Origin of the sequence: Pseudomonas sp. FW305-28, assembly GCF_017351395.1 — a bacterium.
In the GTDB taxonomy this organism is placed as follows: domain Bacteria; phylum Pseudomonadota; class Gammaproteobacteria; order Pseudomonadales; family Pseudomonadaceae; genus Aquipseudomonas; species Aquipseudomonas fluorescens_AA.
The window spans coordinates 16,321-32,514 of the sequence record NZ_JACNDD010000073.1; the positions used below are offsets into that span (position 1 = coordinate 16,321).

Annotated in this window: 16 protein-coding genes; 7 read left to right on the top strand and 9 right to left on the bottom strand. The window is 62.4% G+C overall.

Annotation, left to right across the window (positions count from 1 at the left end):
- The first annotated feature begins 72 nt into the window (after positions 1-72).
- Positions 73-1,305 carry a nucleoside permease gene (locus tag J4E53_RS17750; RefSeq protein WP_060741585.1) on the top strand — a complete coding sequence of 411 codons (1,233 nt, stop codon included), beginning with the start codon at positions 73-75 and terminating at the stop codon, positions 1,303-1,305.
- A gap of 18 nt (positions 1,306-1,323) precedes the next feature.
- Here the strand turns inward: J4E53_RS17750 and J4E53_RS17755 are convergent, their stop codons facing one another.
- Entirely contained in the window at positions 1,324-1,980 is a 657-nt protein-coding gene (locus tag J4E53_RS17755) for a polysaccharide lyase family 7 protein (RefSeq protein ID WP_103310624.1), read from the bottom strand.
- A 245-nt stretch (positions 1,981-2,225) separates the two neighbouring features.
- Between J4E53_RS17755 and J4E53_RS17760 the strand changes: the two genes are divergently transcribed.
- Positions 2,226-2,561: a hypothetical protein gene (locus tag J4E53_RS17760; RefSeq protein ID WP_060741587.1), complete on the top strand. Its 336-nt coding sequence runs from the start codon at positions 2,226-2,228 to the stop codon at positions 2,559-2,561.
- A gap of 163 nt (positions 2,562-2,724) precedes the next feature.
- Here the strand turns inward: J4E53_RS17760 and J4E53_RS17765 are convergent, their stop codons facing one another.
- The 4 genes from J4E53_RS17765 to J4E53_RS17780 form a co-directional block, all read right to left on the bottom strand.
- Positions 2,725-4,488: an L-lactate permease gene (locus J4E53_RS17765; protein WP_060741588.1), complete on the bottom strand. Its 1,764-nt coding sequence runs from the start codon at positions 4,486-4,488 to the stop codon at positions 2,725-2,727.
- A gap of 241 nt (positions 4,489-4,729) precedes the next feature.
- The gene (locus J4E53_RS17770) at positions 4,730-5,281 is read right to left on the bottom strand and encodes a thioesterase family protein (protein ID WP_060741589.1); all 552 of its coding nucleotides are present in this window, start codon (positions 5,279-5,281) and stop codon (positions 4,730-4,732) included.
- 267 nt (positions 5,282-5,548) lie between these two features.
- Positions 5,549-5,929: a RidA family protein gene (locus J4E53_RS17775; RefSeq protein ID WP_060741590.1), complete on the bottom strand. Its 381-nt coding sequence runs from the start codon at positions 5,927-5,929 to the stop codon at positions 5,549-5,551.
- 227 nt (positions 5,930-6,156) lie between these two features.
- Complete coding sequence (locus J4E53_RS17780) at positions 6,157-7,110, bottom strand: LysR family transcriptional regulator (RefSeq protein WP_060741592.1); 954 nt, start codon at positions 7,108-7,110, stop codon at positions 6,157-6,159.
- Positions 7,111-7,210: 100 nt separating this feature from the next.
- On the opposite strand from J4E53_RS17780, the gene J4E53_RS17785 reads away from it, so the two are divergent.
- The gene (locus J4E53_RS17785) at positions 7,211-8,074 is read left to right on the top strand and encodes an aldo/keto reductase family oxidoreductase (RefSeq protein ID WP_103310788.1); all 864 of its coding nucleotides are present in this window, start codon (positions 7,211-7,213) and stop codon (positions 8,072-8,074) included.
- A 108-nt stretch (positions 8,075-8,182) separates the two neighbouring features.
- On the opposite strand, the gene kefC is transcribed toward J4E53_RS17785, so the two are convergent.
- From kefC to J4E53_RS17805, 4 genes are all read right to left on the bottom strand, one after another.
- Positions 8,183-10,009, bottom strand: a complete 1,827-nt coding sequence (gene kefC / locus J4E53_RS17790; RefSeq protein WP_060741594.1) for a glutathione-regulated potassium-efflux system protein KefC — start codon at positions 10,007-10,009, stop codon at positions 8,183-8,185.
- A gap of 1 nt (position 10,010) precedes the next feature.
- Positions 10,011-10,532 carry a glutathione-regulated potassium-efflux system oxidoreductase KefF gene (kefF, locus tag J4E53_RS17795; RefSeq protein WP_060741595.1) on the bottom strand — a complete coding sequence of 174 codons (522 nt, stop codon included), beginning with the start codon at positions 10,530-10,532 and terminating at the stop codon, positions 10,011-10,013.
- 176 nt (positions 10,533-10,708) lie between these two features.
- Complete coding sequence (locus J4E53_RS17800) at positions 10,709-12,055, bottom strand: ATP-binding protein (RefSeq protein WP_103310787.1); 1,347 nt, start codon at positions 12,053-12,055, stop codon at positions 10,709-10,711.
- Positions 12,052-12,762 (bottom strand): response regulator, encoded by a 711-nt coding sequence (locus tag J4E53_RS17805; protein ID WP_060743168.1) that lies wholly within the window; start codon positions 12,760-12,762, stop codon positions 12,052-12,054. The genes J4E53_RS17800 and J4E53_RS17805 overlap by 4 nt, the downstream gene beginning before the upstream one ends.
- A 343-nt stretch (positions 12,763-13,105) precedes the next feature.
- On the opposite strand from J4E53_RS17805, the gene J4E53_RS17810 reads away from it, so the two are divergent.
- From J4E53_RS17810 to J4E53_RS17825, 4 genes are all read left to right on the top strand, one after another.
- Positions 13,106-13,894 (top strand): VacJ family lipoprotein, encoded by a 789-nt coding sequence (locus J4E53_RS17810; RefSeq protein ID WP_103310785.1) that lies wholly within the window; start codon positions 13,106-13,108, stop codon positions 13,892-13,894.
- The gene (locus J4E53_RS17815; protein WP_092328172.1) at positions 13,887-14,123 is read left to right on the top strand and encodes a hypothetical protein; all 237 of its coding nucleotides are present in this window, start codon (positions 13,887-13,889) and stop codon (positions 14,121-14,123) included. The genes J4E53_RS17810 and J4E53_RS17815 overlap by 8 nt, the downstream gene beginning before the upstream one ends.
- Positions 14,124-14,276: 153 nt before the next feature.
- Positions 14,277-15,578, top strand: a complete 1,302-nt coding sequence (locus tag J4E53_RS17820) for an Nramp family divalent metal transporter (RefSeq protein ID WP_060741599.1) — start codon at positions 14,277-14,279, stop codon at positions 15,576-15,578.
- 69 nt (positions 15,579-15,647) lie between these two features.
- Positions 15,648-16,127, top strand: a complete 480-nt coding sequence (locus J4E53_RS17825; RefSeq protein ID WP_060741600.1) for a VOC family protein — start codon at positions 15,648-15,650, stop codon at positions 16,125-16,127.
- The last annotated feature ends 67 nt before the right edge of the window (positions 16,128-16,194 follow it).

Genomic DNA, 16,194 nt, shown 5'->3' on the forward strand with positions numbered 1-16,194 from the left:
ACAGGGGATCCTCCGTAACAAAAGCGGTGCGGCTTTTTTTTTCACAAGAACAACAATAAAACGGTGACGCTCATGACCACGATGAATGCACGCCTCAGCGTGATGATGTTCCTGCAGTTCTTTATCTGGGGTGGCTGGTTCGTCACCCTCGGCACCTTCCTGTCCAGCACGCTGGGCGCCAGCGGGGGGCAGATCGGCATGGCGTTCTCCACGCAATCGTGGGGTGCGATCATTGCGCCGTTCGTCATCGGCCTGATCGCCGACCGCTTCTTCAACGCCGAACGGATCCTGGCGGTGTTGCACCTGCTCGGCGCGGTGTTGCTGTATCAGCTGTATTCGGCGGCGGATTTCAGCGTGTTCTACCCGTACGTACTGGTGTACATGGTGGTCTACATGCCGACGCTGGCCCTGGTCAATTCCGTGGCGTTCCGCCAGATGCGCGATCCGGCGCTGGAGTTCTCCCGCATCCGGGTGTGGGGCACGATTGGCTGGATCGTCGCGGGCGTGGTGATCAGCTTCGTGTTCGCCTGGGATTCGCGCGAAGCGATCTCGGCAGGCGGCTTGCGCAATACGTTCCTGATGGCGGCCATCGCGTCCCTGGTCCTGGGGCTCTACAGCTTCACGCTACCGGCCACGGCGCCGCTCAAGGAACAGGCCAGCGCGGGCGGCGTCAAGCAACTGCTGGGGCTGGACGCGTTGGGTCTGTTGAAGGATCGCAGCTACCTGGTGTTCTTCATCGCTTCGATCCTGATCTGCATTCCCCTGGCGTTCTATTACCAGAATGCCAACCCGTTCCTGGCCGAAACCGGGATGACCAACCCAACGGCGAAGATGGCCATCGGGCAGGTCTCGGAAGTGTTGTTCATGCTGCTGTTGCCACTGTTCATCCAGCGCTTCGGCATCAAGCTGGCACTGTTGGTGGGCATGTTGGCGTGGGCGCTACGCTACGTGTTGTTCGCCTACGGCAATAACGGCGACCTGGCGTTCATGCTGTTCACCGGCATTGCCTTGCACGGCATCTGCTACGACTTCTTTTTTGTCTCGGGGCAGATCTACACCGACGCCAAGGCGCCGGAGCGCTTTCGCAGCTCGGCCCAGGGCCTGATTACCCTGGCGACCTATGGTGTGGGGATGCTGATCGGCTTCTGGGTGGCGGGGCAGGTGACCGATCACTTTGTCGTGGCGGGCGGTCATGACTGGCAGAGCATCTGGCTGTTCCCGGCCGGTTTCGCGCTGCTGGTATTGGTCTGCTTCCTGTTTACCTTCCGTGGCCAGCAGGCGCTCGTTGCGCCGTCAAAGGCTTGAAGCAGGGCTGGGCGTCAGTCATTTGTGGCTGACGTCCAGTTTGGTGTAGGTCACTTTCCCGCCTTCGTTGGAATAACCCTTGTTGTCCAAGGTGTAGACGCCGGCCTTGAAGTAGAAGTTATAGCTGTACCAGGACGAGTCCAGCTTCACCTGTTTGCCCGTGTTGCCGATCAGCACCGAGAGCTTGCCTTGCTTGTCCATTTGCAGCGAATAGGAGAAGGCCTTGTTCAGCGGCACGTTTGGCACGGTGTAGATCACCGGGCTCTTCTTGTCCTTGGGCTTGACCCGGTATTCCACGTCGATATTGCCGGTGCCCTTGGCGTAGCGGTACACCAGTTTCAACAACGGCGTGGGGGCGTCCTTGGCGTGGATCTGCGCCACCACCACCCGGCCTTCGGAAGGCACCTGGTTCACCGCCAGGGTGCCCTTGAGGGTATTGGTGCCGCTGTTGTAGCGCCAGTTGCGCAGCTTGCCGTCCTTGCCGGTTTCCCGCAGCTCGGAGCGCGGGTATTCGCTTTTACCGGTATGGGAACCGGTGACCGGCGCCCAGAAAACGATCCGCTGGCCGTTATTGTCGAAATACTTGTTTTTCAGGGTCGGCATGGCTTTGGTCGCCACGACCTGCGCCGGCGTTTGCACGGGCAGGGTAATGTTCCAGACAGTCAGGTCAATCATGATAAAACCCTCCAACGGGACCGGCCGTTACCTGGCGGCCGTCAAGACAGAAACGGCCTTCCGTGGCGCAGTTTTCATGTTATCGACAAGGGGCTGTCTCGCTGGAGGCGCACCTGACGGATGGCTCTGCAGCGAGCCTTTCAGGCACTGAATTGGGCGGATAGGGTGTGTCAATTTATGACTGATCGGTTAGAGTACGCGCCGCCCGAGAGACGGATCCCGGGCGTCTTCCCATGGAGCGTTAAATGAACCACATCAGCAAAGTTGTCGCCTGCGCACTGTTCGGCCTGGCCCTGGCGGGTTGCACCGGCACCCCGATGAAAACCCAGCAATACGACAGCACCCAGTACACCGTTGTCGGCCACAGTGAAGCCAAGGCCACCGGCCTGCTGCTGTTCGGCCTGATCCCGATCCAGCAGAACAACCGTTTCGTGCGCGCCCAGACCGCGGCGATCAAGGCCAAGGGCGGCGACGCCATGATCAACACCCAAGTCCAGGAAAACTGGTTCTGGGCCTGGGTCCTGACCGGCTACACCACCTCGGTGTCCGGTGATGTGGTCAAGCTGAAAAGCGTTCAGTAACACCCTGCTTGAAAGGCAAGCGAGCCTGCCGGTTGTAAAGGCGCTTGCCTGTGGCGAGGGAGCTTGCTCCCGCTCGATCGCGCAGCGATCACAAAAGGGCCGCTTCGCAGCCCAGCGGGAGCAAGCTCCCTCGCCACAACAGCCCTATCTGCCGGCTCCTCGATCACTGTCCTCCCACCACCATATGCGTGAACGGCGCCACATACGCCTGCAATGTCACCAGCCCGCCCACCAGAATCGCCAGCACCACCGAGTGGAAAAACACGTAGCGCAGGATTTCGCCTTCGTGACCGTACCAACGGGTCGCGGTGGAGGCCACCACGATCGACTGAGCGTCGACCATCTTGCCCATCACCCCACCGGAACTGTTGGCGGCGGCCATCAACACCGGGCTGATGCCCAACTGCTCGGACGTGACCCGCTGCAAGCCGCCAAACAATACGTTGGAGGCCGTGTCCGAGCCGGTCAGCGCCACGCCGAGCCAGCCCAGCAGGGTGCCGAACATGGGGTAGAAAATGCCCGTGGCGGCGAAGGCCAGGCCCATGGTCGCGTCCAGGCCCGAATACCGCGTGAGGAACCCCAAGGCCAACATCGCGACGATGGTGATCAGCGAGTAGCGCACCACCCAGAGCGTTCGCAGGTAGTGGTGCACCAGTTGCGGAATGGAATAGCCCATCAGCAAGCCACCGAGAATCGCGGCCAGGAAAATGCCGCTGCCCGTGGCGGTGAACCAGTTGAACTTGTAGACCGCCTCCTCGGTTTTAGGCTGGGGCACCACGGGCGGGACTTTTTCGATCTGCTGGTGAATGGTGCCGAAGGTCACCAGGGGCGAGAAGATCGGGTTGGCCTCGCGCATCGGCTTGCTTTGGGGGTCAAGCTTGGCTGATTGGGTCTGCGGGTCCAGCGCCGGACGGGTGTCGAACAGGTTCTTGAAACCCTGGGTGCCCCAAGCGAAGACGAACACCGTGAGGATGATCCACGGCATCCAGGCCCGTCCCACGGCGGGGCGGGCGTCGTTGGAAAACGCCGCGCTGGCGGTGGGTTTTTCATCCTCGCTGGCGTCGATCTTCGAGTTGTCGACCCGCCCGGACAGCGCGGCGGAGGTGTGCACCGTGGCCGGTTTCCAGACCTTGAGGAAACCGGTGAGGCAGGCCATGGAAATCAGCGCGGCGATGACGTCCACCAGCATCGGCCCGTGGTAGTTCGACACCAGGAACTGCGGGATGGCGAAGCTGACACCGGCCACCAGGATCGCCGGCCAGACTTCCAGCATCTTGCGCCAGCCGGCGAAAGCCCAGATCAACCAGAACGGCACCAGCACCGAGAAAAACGGCAACTGCCGACCGACCATCATCGACAGCTCCATTTCATCCAGCCCGGTGACTTTGGCCAAGGTGATGATGGGCGTGCCCAGGGCGCCGAAGGCCACGGGCGCGGTGTTGGCGATCAGCGCCAGACCCGAGGCGGCCAAGGGGGAAAACCCCAGCCCGATCAGGATCGCTCCAGTCACCGCCACCGGCGTGCCGAAGCCCGCCGCGCCCTCGAAAAACGCGCCGAAGCAAAAGGCGATCAACAGCAGTTGCAGGCGCCGGTCGTCGGTGATGCGCGCGAGGGAGTCCTGCAGGACCTTGAACGAACCGTTCTCGGTGGTCAGCCGGTGCAGGAAAATGATATTGAGCACGATCCAACCGATGGGCAGCAGGCCGTTGGCCGCGCCATAAAGCGCCGCAGACCCGGCCATGCCAACGGGCATGCCGAAGGCGAAAATCGCGATCAGCAAGGCCGAGGCCAGGGCCAGCAAGGCCGCCAGGTGTGCCTTGACATGAAAGAACGCCAGGGACGCCAACATCACCACCACCGGAACCGCCGCCAGGAGCGTGGACAGCACCGCATTACCGAAGGGATCGTAGACTTGTTGCCAGACCATGTTCCACCTCTGCTTTTTATTGTTGGAAGTGCAGGCCCCAGGGGGGATTGGCAGAGAAGTATAGGCGGGGATTGACGAGGGGAATGGCGCAGAGGCCTGGGGTAAGACCCTGTGGCGAGGGAGCTTGCTCCCGCTGGACTGCGCAGCAGGCCCAAGTTTTTTGTTTAAGCACAAATTCTTGGGGCGGCTTCGCCACCCAGCGGGAGCAAGCTCCCTCGCCACAGGGTAAGTGGTGTGCTGGCTAGCGTGGGGGCTCACCTTCCTCCAGGCGAAGCCCGAGGCTCAAGTCATCGCAGCTTTGCGACCAGGCGGCCAGCCAGTCGGGCATGGCGGGCGATTGTTCGGCCAGGCCCAGCTCGCGGATGAACTCAGCCGGTGCAATCGTGCCTTTGGCCGAGCGGAACAGGCCGCGCATGATCACCACCCCGACCACACGTCCCTGGCTGATGAAACGGTGCTCCATGAACGTCCATTTTTCGTCCCAGCCGAGCAGGCGGGTGTGCACCTCGAACGCCTCGAACAGTTTCAATTCCCGCCTGAACTTGCCCCAGACATCCCCCACGATCGGCACCGCCCGGTTGCGCAACGCCACTTTGTAGGCGCCGCTGCGCAGCACGTAATCCATGCGTCCCACATCGGCCAACGTGAAGTAGCGTCCGTTGGTGACGTGGCGATTGAAGTCCAGGTCCAGCGGCCATACCCGCATGCGCACCACCGTGGTGCCCAAGGGCGCCGCCGGCTTGCGCCACGGGCGGCGGAACAGCATCAGCAACAGTCGGAACCAGAGATTCATGAGCAGGGCCGTGAAGAGGGAAAGCGGCGCACTCTAGACCCCATGCAGGGAGCGGGCTAGGTGCGAAAATGACGATTTGCGTGGCAATCGCGCATTTGGGGCATGTTCGAGGGGCTTTTGTGGCAGCGAGCTTGGGCCCGCTGTGTGGCGAAGCCGTCCCAGGAGTTTGTGTTGAAACAAAGAACCTGGGCCTGCTGCGCAGTCCAGCGGGAGCAAGCTCCCTCGCCACAAAAGCGCTGCAGCGCTACAAAGGTGCAAGGCGCTCGTTCAGCCCTTCGCCGCCATCGCGGTCACTTCCACTTTCATGCCTTCAACCGCCAGCGCCGCCACACCCACCGCCGCACGCACCGGCCAAGGCTTGGCGAAGAAGCGTTTGTAGACCTCGTTGAACGCGGCGCGGTCAGCCATGTCGGTCAGGTAGATGGTCAGGTGCAGGACCCGGTCCATGGAACTGCCGGCGCCCTCCAGGGCCTTCTTGAGGGCTTGAAGTGTGCATTCGCTCTGCAGGGTGATGTCACCCAGTTCCAGGCTGCCGTCGGCGTGGGTGGGGATTTGCGTGGAAACCAGCAGGCCGCCGAAACCGGCGACGTCGGAGGAAATGGAGTCCGCATCCGGATCTGGAATAAACGTGATGTCTGGGTTGCTCATGCAAAGCCTCATGCTGGAAAAGAAAAAGAACCGCCGCAGTTTACCGTCCCTTGCTGCGTCGTTCCTGCATTCCTTTATCCGCATAGGACTGCCCACCGCGGGGCTGCGAATCAAAACCAGAGGCGTCAGCAGCGGCATCGTTCCCACAATGGATTTGTGGTGGGGCGGGATTTTCAGCTACACAGCCGAACCCCTGTGGGAGCGAGCTTGCTCGCGATAGCGGTGTATCAGCTTGCGGGGGTGTTGGCTGTGCTGACGCCATCGCGCGCGAGCTCGCTCCCATACCGTTGTGCATTGATGAAGTCCACGAACGCCCGCAGCGGCGAGGGCAGGTAGCGGCGACCGGGGTAGTAGAGGAAGGGCCCGGTGAAGCGCTGCCACCAGGGTTCGAGCACCGGTTCGAGGGCGCCGCTGTCCAGGTAGGGTCGCAGCCAGTCTTCGAACAGGTAGACGATGCCCAGACCGTCTACAGCGGCTTGCACCGACAGGTCCACCGCACCGCCAATGCGCGTGATCAACGGGCCGCTCGGGTCGACGCTGATGGTTTCGCCGCCACGCTCATACTCCCACAGCGGCATGGCGCCGCTGGGGAACTTGCCCCGCAGGCACGCGTGTTCCAGCAGGTCTCTGGGATGTTCCGGCCTGCCCCGGGCATCGAGGTATGCCGGTGCGGCGGCCGTGGCGAAGCGCTGGAAGCGGGGGCCGATGGGGAGGGCGATCATGTCCTGCTCAAGGCGTTCGTCGTAGCGAATGCCAGCGTCACAGCCGGCGGCGAGCATGTCGACGAAGCTCTCTTCGGTGACCACTTCCAGGCGGATGTCGGGATAGCTGTTCAGGAACGGCGTGATGATCGCCGGCAACACCAGCCGGGCCGCGCTGACCGGCACGTTCAGCCTGAGGGTGCCCGAAGGACGGTCGCGAAAGTCGTTGACCACGTCCATCGCCGCCTCGACCTCGCCCAGGGCCGGGACGATGCGTTCCATCAACCGGGCACCGGCCTCGGTCGGTACCACGCTGCGGGTGGTGCGGTTGAGCAGGCGCACGCCGAGCCGGCTTTCCATTCGGCGTACGGCATCGCTGAGGCTCGATGCGGACTTGCCGCTTACCCGCGCGCCTTCACGAAAGCCCCCGGCATTGACCACGGCCACAAAGGCCAGCAAATCTTGAATATCCGTTGCCATTGTTCTCTCCGCCGTACAGCCCGTGCCGATTGCACCTGATTATCAAGGGAATGGTCAACGCCTATAGTCGGCCCACTCACATTGATCCGAGGGGCACGAGATGAACATTGCAGGCAAGGCAGGCAGCTTTTTACTGGGCGATCGCACGGTCAATCGCATGGGCTACGGCGCGATGCAACTGGCGGGGTCCAACGTGTTCGGCCCGCCCAAAGACCCGGCGGCCGCCATCGCCGTGCTGCGCGAAGCCTTGGCGAGCGGGGTCAACCACATCGACACCGCCGATTTCTACGGGCCCCATGTCACCAATCGGCTGATCCGTGAAGCGCTGCACCCTTATGCCCAGGACCTGGTCATCGTGACCAAGGTCGGCGCCGTGCGCGGCGCCGATGCGTCCTGGAACCCGGCCCACAGCCCCGCCGAGCTGACCCGGGCGGTCCACGACAATCTGCGCAACCTGGGCGTGGAGGTCCTGGACGTGGTCAACCTGCGGGTGTGGGGCGATATGCATTCGCCCACGGAAGACTCCATCGAAGAATCGTTCACGACACTGGCGCAGTTGCAGAGCCAGGGGCTTATCCGTCACCTGGGCCTGAGCAACGTCACGGCCACGCAGGTCAAGCAGGCCCAGGGCATTGCCAAGGTGGTCTGCGTGCAGAACCACTACAACCTGACCCATCGCGACGACGAACAGCTCATCGCCGACCTGGGCCGGCAGGGCATCGCCTACGTGCCGTTCTTCCCCCTGGGCGGCTTCACACCGCTGCAGTCGGAAACCCTTTCCAGCGTGGCGGCGCGCTTGCAGGCGTCACCGCTGTGCGTGGCCCTGGCGTGGTTGCTGCAACGTGCGCCGAATCTGCTGCTGATTCCCGGCACATCGTCCCTGGCGCACCTGCGGGAAAACCTCACGGCGAGTGAGCTGAAGATCCCTGCGCCGATGCTCGCCGAGCTGGACGCATTGGTCTAGTGGCCTGAAAGACCAGCGTCTCGCCAGCATCGGCGCTGAGCTGGGTTTCAGCGCCAGCGCCAACTGGCAGCCGATGTCCGGCGCAAGTTCGGGCGCGTATGACGCCGGTCAACCCGGCGTCTTGTCGGTTTCGTTGCGATGGTGTTCCGGCCAGCTGTCGACGGGGTGGGCACGGTCTTCGTTGAACATCTCCGTGAGCAGCGCATTGGCGCGTCGGTAGGCGTCGTGGCGGAACGCGAGGTCGTCTTCCGGCTGGGCGACGATCTCCTCCAGCATCTTGAGGTTCAGCCGCCGGAACTGATCCGCCCGTTCACGCGCTTCGTAAGCCCCGACCCCCATGTGCTCCAGCGCACTGCGACCCAATGCCAGCGCGCTCTCGAAGGTTTCCCGCTCGGCCGCCTCCACGCCCATCTGCCGCAGGGTGATGAGGTGGCCCATGTCCCGCGCCCGCACGATCAGTTGCAACGCGGGAAAGTGCTCCTGGGCCAGCCGGGTCAGCGTCAGGTTGTCTTCCTGATTGTCGATCGCGTTGATCAACACCACCGCTTGGGCCGCGCCGGCCGCATGCAGCAAGTCGAGGCGGGTGGCATCGCCATAAAAGACTTTCACGCCGAACTTGCGCAGTGTCTCGATGTTGTCAGGGTCGTGATCCAATACCACCACCTCGACGCCGCAGGACATCAACAGGCGTCCGGCGATCTGCCCGAAACGGCCGAACCCGGCGATGATCACCCGTGGGTTCTGTTGGTCGACGAGGTCGGATTCGCGTTTGTTTTTCCGGGTGACGGACTCGAAGCGATCCAGCAGCAGGATCAGCAAGGGCGTCAGGCACATGGACAAGGCCACCGCCAGGGTCAGGCTCTTGCCCCATTGATCGGTCAAGATGCCGGCCACGGTCGCCGCGCCGAACACCACGAAGGCGAACTCGCTGCCTTGGCCCAGCAACACCGCCTGCCAGGAGCGCTGGCCGGCGGGGACGTTGAGGAACCGGCCCGCCATCTTGATCACCAGCAGCTTGATCAGGATGAAACCCAGGGTCAGGGTGATGACTTTCAGCGGTGCGTTGACCAGGGTGCCGAAATCGATCGACATGCCGACGCCGATGAAAAACAGACCCAACAGCAGGCCCTTGAACGGCTCGATGTCACTCTCCAGGGCATGTCGGTATTCGGAGCTGGCGAGCAGCACCCCGGCGAGGAACGCGCCCATGGCCATCGACAGGCCGGCTTCCTCCAGCAGAAAGCCGAAGCCGAACACCAGAAAAAGCGCGACGGCACTGAAAATCTCCCGCAAGCCTGAGCGTGCGGCGAAGCGCAGCAGCGGTCGCGTCAGGTAGCGCCCCAACAGCACGACGATGGCGATGGCGGCGACGATTTTGCCAATCGATAGCAGCAGCGCGGTGCCCGAAGGTGTGTCGCCGTGGGCCGACAACAACGGGATCATCGCCACCAGCGGAATGGCCGCGATGTCCTGGAACAGCAGCACGGCAAAGCTGCTGCGCCCGACCGCGGTGGCGGTCAGGTTGCGTTCGCTCATGGCCTGCATGGCGATGGCCGTGGAAGACAGGCTCAGGGTCAGGCCGACCAGCAACGCTGCCGTCCAGTTCAGGCCCAAAGCCGTGCAGAACAACCCAATGGCAGCGCCACAGGCGAGCATCTGCAGGGCACCGCCACCAAACACCATCCGGCGCAGGGCCCAGAGCCGTTTGGGGTCGAGCTCGAGGCCGATGATGAACAGCATCAGCACCACGCCGATTTCAGCGAACTCCAGGATGGCCTTGACATCGGTAATCAGCTTCAGCCCCCACGGGCCGATGATGCACCCGGCCAGTAGATAACCCAACACCGGGCCCAGGCCGAATCGAACGGCAATCGGTACGATCAGTGTCGCCGAGGCCAGGTAGATGAGCATTTCAATCAGGCTGTGAGTTTCCACTTCAATCTTCCTTCCAGGCGGCCAGGCGAGCGGCATAGTGTTCGATTTGGGCGTGCTGGGCATCCGCTTCGGCGGCATAGGCGCCATGCACGACGACCGGCTCCAGCCAGCGCATGCCGCAATAGATGGCCGTGGCGTGGAGGGGTTGGGCCAGTGCGGCAAAGCCTGGGTAGCCGCCGATCTGGAAATGCCCCTGATCGCCGCCGGTGGTCACGGCCCACAGCAGGGATTTGTCCTTGAGAGCCGTGGCGCCTTTGCCATAGGCCCAGCCGTGGGTGAAGACTTTATCGATCCACAATTTCAGCAAGGGCGGGGAGCTGTACCAGTACATCGGGTGCTGGAGGACGACCAGCTCTGCTTGTTCCACCGCCCGCTGTTCCGCCTCGACGTCGATGTCGAAGTCGGGATAAAGCGCATAGAGCGAACGTATGACCACGTCCGGGTGGCTGGATGCTCGCTTGAGCATCTGCTGGTTGACCCGCGATTTGTCGGGGTAGGGGTGCGCGTAAATGATAAGAATCATCGGTGAATTCCTTGGTTTGGCTCCGTCGATTCTTGTCTGTCGTGGGCGCGAACGATGGCACTGGGTCGGGCGATACAAACAAGAGCGCCTTTCCGGGACAGGGTCAGGCCGGAAAGGCCGGACATCCTACCGAGGAAGGCGCCGATTGTTTAGCGCGGATCGACACATCGGGGCCTTCAGTCAAGCGGTAGCGAGACCCTGGCCTCCAATCCGCCACCCTTGCGATTGCGCAGGGTCAGCGTCCCGCCATGCTCCAGCACCGTCGCCCGGGCCGCCGACAGGCCGAGCCCGACGCCGCCAGTGTGCTTGTTGCGAGAACCTTCGATGCGAAAGAACGGCGTGAAGACCTGCTCAAGGTATTGGCCGGCGATGCCCGGCCCTCGGTCGAGGACGCGAATGTCCACACGGTGGGCGTCGGCTTCGAGTCGAACCGTCGGTTCGCCGCCGTATTTGATCGCGTTGTCGATCAGGTTGACCAAGGCGCGCTTGATGCCGATGGGCCGACCGACATACACCAAGCGCTGGGCACCTTCGAACCCCACCTCGGTGCCGGCGTCCTTGAGGTCATCGACGATGGTGTGCAGCAGTTCGGCCAGGTCGAACGCGGTGGCATGTTCAAGCCGGGCATCGTCACGGAAGAACGCCAGGGCTGAATTGACCATCGCCTGCATTTCGTCCACGTCCCTGAACAAGCGCGATTGCTGCTCGGCATCCTCGATGAACTCCCCGCGCAGGCGCATGCGGGTCAGCGGCGCGCGCAAGTCGTGGGAGATGGCGGCGAGCATCTGGGTGCGGTCCTGCAGGAAGTGCTTGAGCTGGGCCTGCATGGCATTGAACGCGAGGATCGCCTGGCGGATTTCGTGGGGGCCGATGACCGGAATCGGTGGTGCCTGATGGTCGACGCCAAAGCGTCGGGCGCCTTCGGCAAAGCGTTCCAGCGGTGCGGCCAGGTGCCGGGTGGCGATCAGTGCGACGATCAACGTCGAGAGCAGGATCAGCGCGATGATGATCCCGTTGCGCGCCCATTCGCCCAGCCCCCAACTGCGCGACGGCACGGAGAAGATCACCCACGAATGGTCGGCCAGTTCGATGATCACCGCGTAGCGTGCATCCGGTTGGTCGGCCGGCCAGTCGCCCGGTTCGTAGGCTTCGATCCTGGCATCCGGCCGACCCAATTGCTGGCGCAGGAGCGTCGAACCTTCACTGAACTCCGGGTCGTCGATCACCGGCAAGTGCGCCTCTTCATGCCGCTTTAACCAGTGCGCATTGAACGCCTGGTCGCTGGCGGCCGCGGCAATCGCGGGGCGTTGTTCGGGGGCGACGGAGTCGATGATGCGGGTGATGGCGGCGGCCTTTTCCATCAGGCCGGTTTCCATCAGGGGAGGGCGCGCCCAGGCACCGGCCAGCAGGCTGAACAGTTCGTTGAGGGCCAGCAAGGTCAGCATGGCGATCATGGTGGTCAGGGCGATCCAGCGCGCCACCGTGTCCCGTGGACGTTGAGTGCCCGAGCGCGCGGGTTTCATCGCTTCACCACGTGCGGGCTGAACAGGTAGCCGCTGTTGCGCACGGTGCGGATCATCGACGCACCGGTGATGTCGGTCTCCAATTTGCGCCGCAGGCGGCTGACCTGGACGTCGATGCTGCGGTCGAACGCCTCGAAGGTTTCGCCGCGGGCCAGGTCCAGCAACTGTTGGCGAGTCAGCACCCGGCGCGGGTGTTCGGCAAACACCAGCAGCAGTTCGAACTCGCCGGTGGACAGCGGGATCATGACCTTGTCCGGTGAGCGCAGCTCGCGGCGGGTGACGTCCAGTTGCCAGTTTTCGAACTCCAGGATGGGCCGGGAGGCGTCGCTCGACGCGGCCCTGGCTTCACCGGTACGCCGCAGCACGGCACGCACCCGGGCCAACAGCTCCCGCGCATCGAAGGGCTTGGTCAGGTAATCGTCCGCCCCCAGCTCCAGGCCGACGACGCGATCACTCAACTCGCCCATGGCGGTGAGCATGATGATGCCGACCGTGTGCTCGGCCCGCAGCCGTTGGCACAGCACCAGCCCGTTGTCGCCCGGCAACATGACGTCGAGGATGATCAGGTCCGGCACCTGGCGTTCCACCGCCTGCCACAGGGCATTGCCGTCGGCGGCCACATCCACGCTATAGCCATGTTGTTCGAGGAACTTGCGCAAGAGGGCGAGGACTTCGAGGTCATCGTCCACCAGTAATAAATGGCTCACGGTGGGCACGCAGGGTAATGAATACAGGAGGGGATACTAGGGTCAATCCAGGGCCCGCGTCATATATTTCAACCCGGTAATAAAGTTGCCGGCGGGCAATATTCTGGAAATCTGCGGGCAAGAAAACGGCGGCAGGATGGCCTCAATGTCGGTCAGTTAAACCACCCACCAACACTGAACCCTGTGGCGAGGGAGCTTGCTCCCGCTGGGTCGCGAAGCGGCCCTAAAAAAAAGCGGTGAGCGCTTCGCACTCAAGCGCGAGCAAGCTCCCTCGCCACAGGGGGCGGTGTTTGGCTTTCGACCGGCCCAGGCAGCATCCCATTCCTCGCCGAGATAACCCTGTATGCCGATCACCAAGCCCGCTCCGTTGTTCGTTCGATCCACCGTCGTGGTTGTATTGGCGGCACTCGCCAGCGGTTGCTCCAGTACGCCCGCTGCAACGCCGGGCTCGTGCGAAAGCGCGACCTACACCGTTTACGATCCCGCAGAATCGGTTAACCGCGGCATATTCGCCTTCAACCGAACCGTGGATGACTATGCGCTGGCCCCGGTGGCCCGTGGTTATCTCAAGTTGCCGGAGATGTTCCAGGCCGGCGTCCACAACTTCGTGGCGAACTTCGGCGAGCCCAAGGTGTTCATCAACGACTTGCTGCAAGGCAATGGCCAACGCTCGGTCAACACACTGGGCCGTTTCGTCATCAACACCACTGCGGGCATCGTCGGGCTGATCGATGTGTCGGGCAAGCTGGGCATCGAGCGCCACAAGGCCGATTTCGGCCAGACCTTCGGCGTCTGGAACCTTGCCCCCGGGCCCACCGTGGAACTGCCGCTGCTGGGCAGCGCCAACCTGCGGGACGCGACGGGCAAAGTGCTGAGTTTTGCCGTCGACCCGTTCGGCGACAACAGCAGCACCGTCGACACCCTGGGCACGATCAACACCGTCGGCGGCGTTGTCGATGGCCGTGCCGAGGCATTGCCACTGACCGACGAGTTGCAGGCGGAACCGGATTACTACGCGGCGCTTCGCGATGCCACGGCGCAGCGGCGTGCCGATCTTGTCGCGCAGGGCAAGTTGGGAGCGGTGGAGGAGGGCAACCCCCAGTGCCAGGATGGAGCCGCTGCCGATGAATAACCAGGCGCTGGTCTTGCATCGGCGAATGCGCTCGCTCGAGCCGGATGTATTGCATTGTCGTGAAGTTGAATTGCGCTTGGCCGAGGATGGTCGCCATGTGCTGCTCAACCGTTATGTCGAGTTGTATCGCCATGAACATGTCAGTTGGTGCGCCATCCAGCAGCATCGGGTGCCGCTGGCGAAGATGGTGCGCTGGTTGGTCGATAACGGCGAGCAGGTGAAGGATTAGTGGCAATTTGCTCTTGAATACAGCGGTACATCGGTGGCGGATGCCATGAAACATTTTTACATAATTACGCATGAATAATGGTTGTACGACGTCGTATCTAATATGTTCGACTGTGGCCGTTTCTCACAAAAAAAATAAACGGAGATTCCATCCATGACGAGCATTCCTTCCGCTGAAGGCAAGGCTGCGGCGCCCGTGCAAGGCCGTTTCGTGCGTCTGCTCAAGCTTCTCGGCCCCGGCATCATCGCGGTACTGTCCTGGCTGGGCGCCGGCGACCTGATCACCTCATCCGTGGCGGGGGCGAACTACGGCTACGCAATGATGTGGGTGCTGGCGGTTTCTCTGCTGCTGCGCTACTTGATCGTCAACATCATCGCGCGCTTCCAGCTCTGCAATAACCAGGGCATGACCATCCTGCAAGGTTATGCCCAGCTCAATCCGTTTTTCGCCTGGTTCCTGCTGGTGTATGCGCTGCTCATGGGGCACCTGATGAATGCCTACATGATCAAGGGGGCTGGCGAAGCCCTGGCCATGTTGCTCAAGGTCGACTATCCACTGCTGTGTTCGGTGGCGGTGGTCTTGGCGGTGTGGATGCTCGTCGGGCGCAATATCTATTCGATGATCGAAGGCGTGATGAAAGGCCTGCTGGCGATCATGACACTGGCGTTCCTGGCTCTGGCGGTGATGTCCGGCCCGGATGTCGCGGGCATCGTCAAAGGCACCATCGGCTTCAGCATTCCGCCCGATGAAGGCGTGCACGGTGCGCTGCTGGTGGCCGTTTCGGTGATCGGTGCGGTGGCCGGCTCCATCGCCAACTTCGTCCATCCGTATGTCATGCGCCAGAAGGGTTGGGTGGGGCCTGAACACAAGCGTATCCAGCGTAACGACCTGCTGTTTGCGGTGTTCGTCGGGATCATCATCAACCTGGCGATCTGGATCGTCGGTGCGGAAATCCTGCGACCCAACGGCATCGAGGTCAAAACCCTGGGCGATCTGGGCAAGGCCCTGGAAATGTTCTTCGGCTCGATCGGTTGGTACGTGTTCTTCATCGGCGTGTTCGCCACGCTGTTCGCCAGCATCTCCGGCAAGACCACGGCGTTTCCGATGCTGATCACCGATGCCTTCCAGCACGTGCGGCCCGAGCGCCGGGAGCGCTACGGCAAGGAATTCCACCATGATCCGATGCACAAATGGTTCATGCTGTTCATTCTCGTGACGCCGCTGATCTGGTCGCTCCCCGGCATGCCGGACTTCGTCACGCTGACCATTGGTGTCAACGCGCTGAATATCGTCGGATTGCCGGTGATTTCCCTGGGCCTGCTGATCATGTCCAACCAGAAGTCCCTGCTGGGCAAGGAATATCGCAACAACCTGTTCGAGAACATCGCGCTGATGTTTGCCACGGGCCTGGCGTTGTGGGTCGCGTTCCAGCTGGGGGTCGATCTGTTTACCTGAGGCCCGGCCATCTGCAACTTTCGGGGGGACTGCTAGACTTTATCGTCCAGTCCCTTTCGGAGAAGCGGAATGAACAATAAGAACAGGATCTGCCTCTGGTACGACGGCAATGCCCACGAAGCTGCGCAGTTCTACGCCAAAACGTTTCCCGACAGTGCGGTGAACGCTGTCTATCAGGCTCCGAGCGATTATCCGTCGGGCAAGGAGGGCGATGTGATCACGGTGGATTTCACGGTGATCGGCATCCCTTGCATTGGCCTCAACGGCGGGCCGGTGTTCAAGCACAGCGAGGCCTTTTCATTCCAGATTGCAACTGAGGACCAGGCCGAAACGGACCGCTTGTGGAACGCGATCATCGACAACGGCGGCCAGGCCAGTGCCTGTGGCTGGTGCAAGGACAAGTGGGGCTTGTCGTGGCAGATCAGCCCGCGTGTGTTGCTTGAAGCGGTCGCCAGTCCTGACAAGGCCGTCGCCAAGCGGGCCTTCGAGGCCATGATGACGATGACCAAGATCGACATTGCGGCGATTGAAGCGGCGGTGAAAGGTTAGCCGGCGCAGCACTTCCATTCCCTTGTGGGAGTGAGCTTGCTCCCACACTGGATCGTTGGTGGCTTAG

Coding starts and splice junctions, on each gene's coding strand:
- J4E53_RS17820 (WP_060741599.1), top strand. CDS start 14,277: ATGACGAGCATTCCTTCCGCTGAAGGCAAGGCTGCGGCGCCCGTGCAA.
- J4E53_RS17750 (WP_060741585.1), top strand. CDS start 73: ATGACCACGATGAATGCACGCCTCAGCGTGATGATGTTCCTGCAGTTC.
- J4E53_RS17815 (WP_092328172.1), top strand. CDS start 13,887: ATGAATAACCAGGCGCTGGTCTTGCATCGGCGAATGCGCTCGCTCGAG.
- J4E53_RS17765 (WP_060741588.1), bottom strand. CDS start 4,488: ATGGTCTGGCAACAAGTCTACGATCCCTTCGGTAATGCGGTGCTGTCC.
- J4E53_RS17825 (WP_060741600.1), top strand. CDS start 15,648: ATGAACAATAAGAACAGGATCTGCCTCTGGTACGACGGCAATGCCCAC.
- J4E53_RS17785 (WP_103310788.1), top strand. CDS start 7,211: ATGAACATTGCAGGCAAGGCAGGCAGCTTTTTACTGGGCGATCGCACG.
- J4E53_RS17755 (WP_103310624.1), bottom strand. CDS start 1,980: ATGATTGACCTGACTGTCTGGAACATTACCCTGCCCGTGCAAACGCCG.
- J4E53_RS17770 (WP_060741589.1), bottom strand. CDS start 5,281: ATGAATCTCTGGTTCCGACTGTTGCTGATGCTGTTCCGCCGCCCGTGG.
- J4E53_RS17780 (WP_060741592.1), bottom strand. CDS start 7,110: ATGGCAACGGATATTCAAGATTTGCTGGCCTTTGTGGCCGTGGTCAAT.
- J4E53_RS17775 (WP_060741590.1), bottom strand. CDS start 5,929: ATGAGCAACCCAGACATCACGTTTATTCCAGATCCGGATGCGGACTCC.
- J4E53_RS17810 (WP_103310785.1), top strand. CDS start 13,106: ATGCCGATCACCAAGCCCGCTCCGTTGTTCGTTCGATCCACCGTCGTG.
- J4E53_RS17800 (WP_103310787.1), bottom strand. CDS start 12,055: ATGAAACCCGCGCGCTCGGGCACTCAACGTCCACGGGACACGGTGGCG.
- kefF (WP_060741595.1), bottom strand. CDS start 10,532: ATGATTCTTATCATTTACGCGCACCCCTACCCCGACAAATCGCGGGTC.
- J4E53_RS17760 (WP_060741587.1), top strand. CDS start 2,226: ATGAACCACATCAGCAAAGTTGTCGCCTGCGCACTGTTCGGCCTGGCC.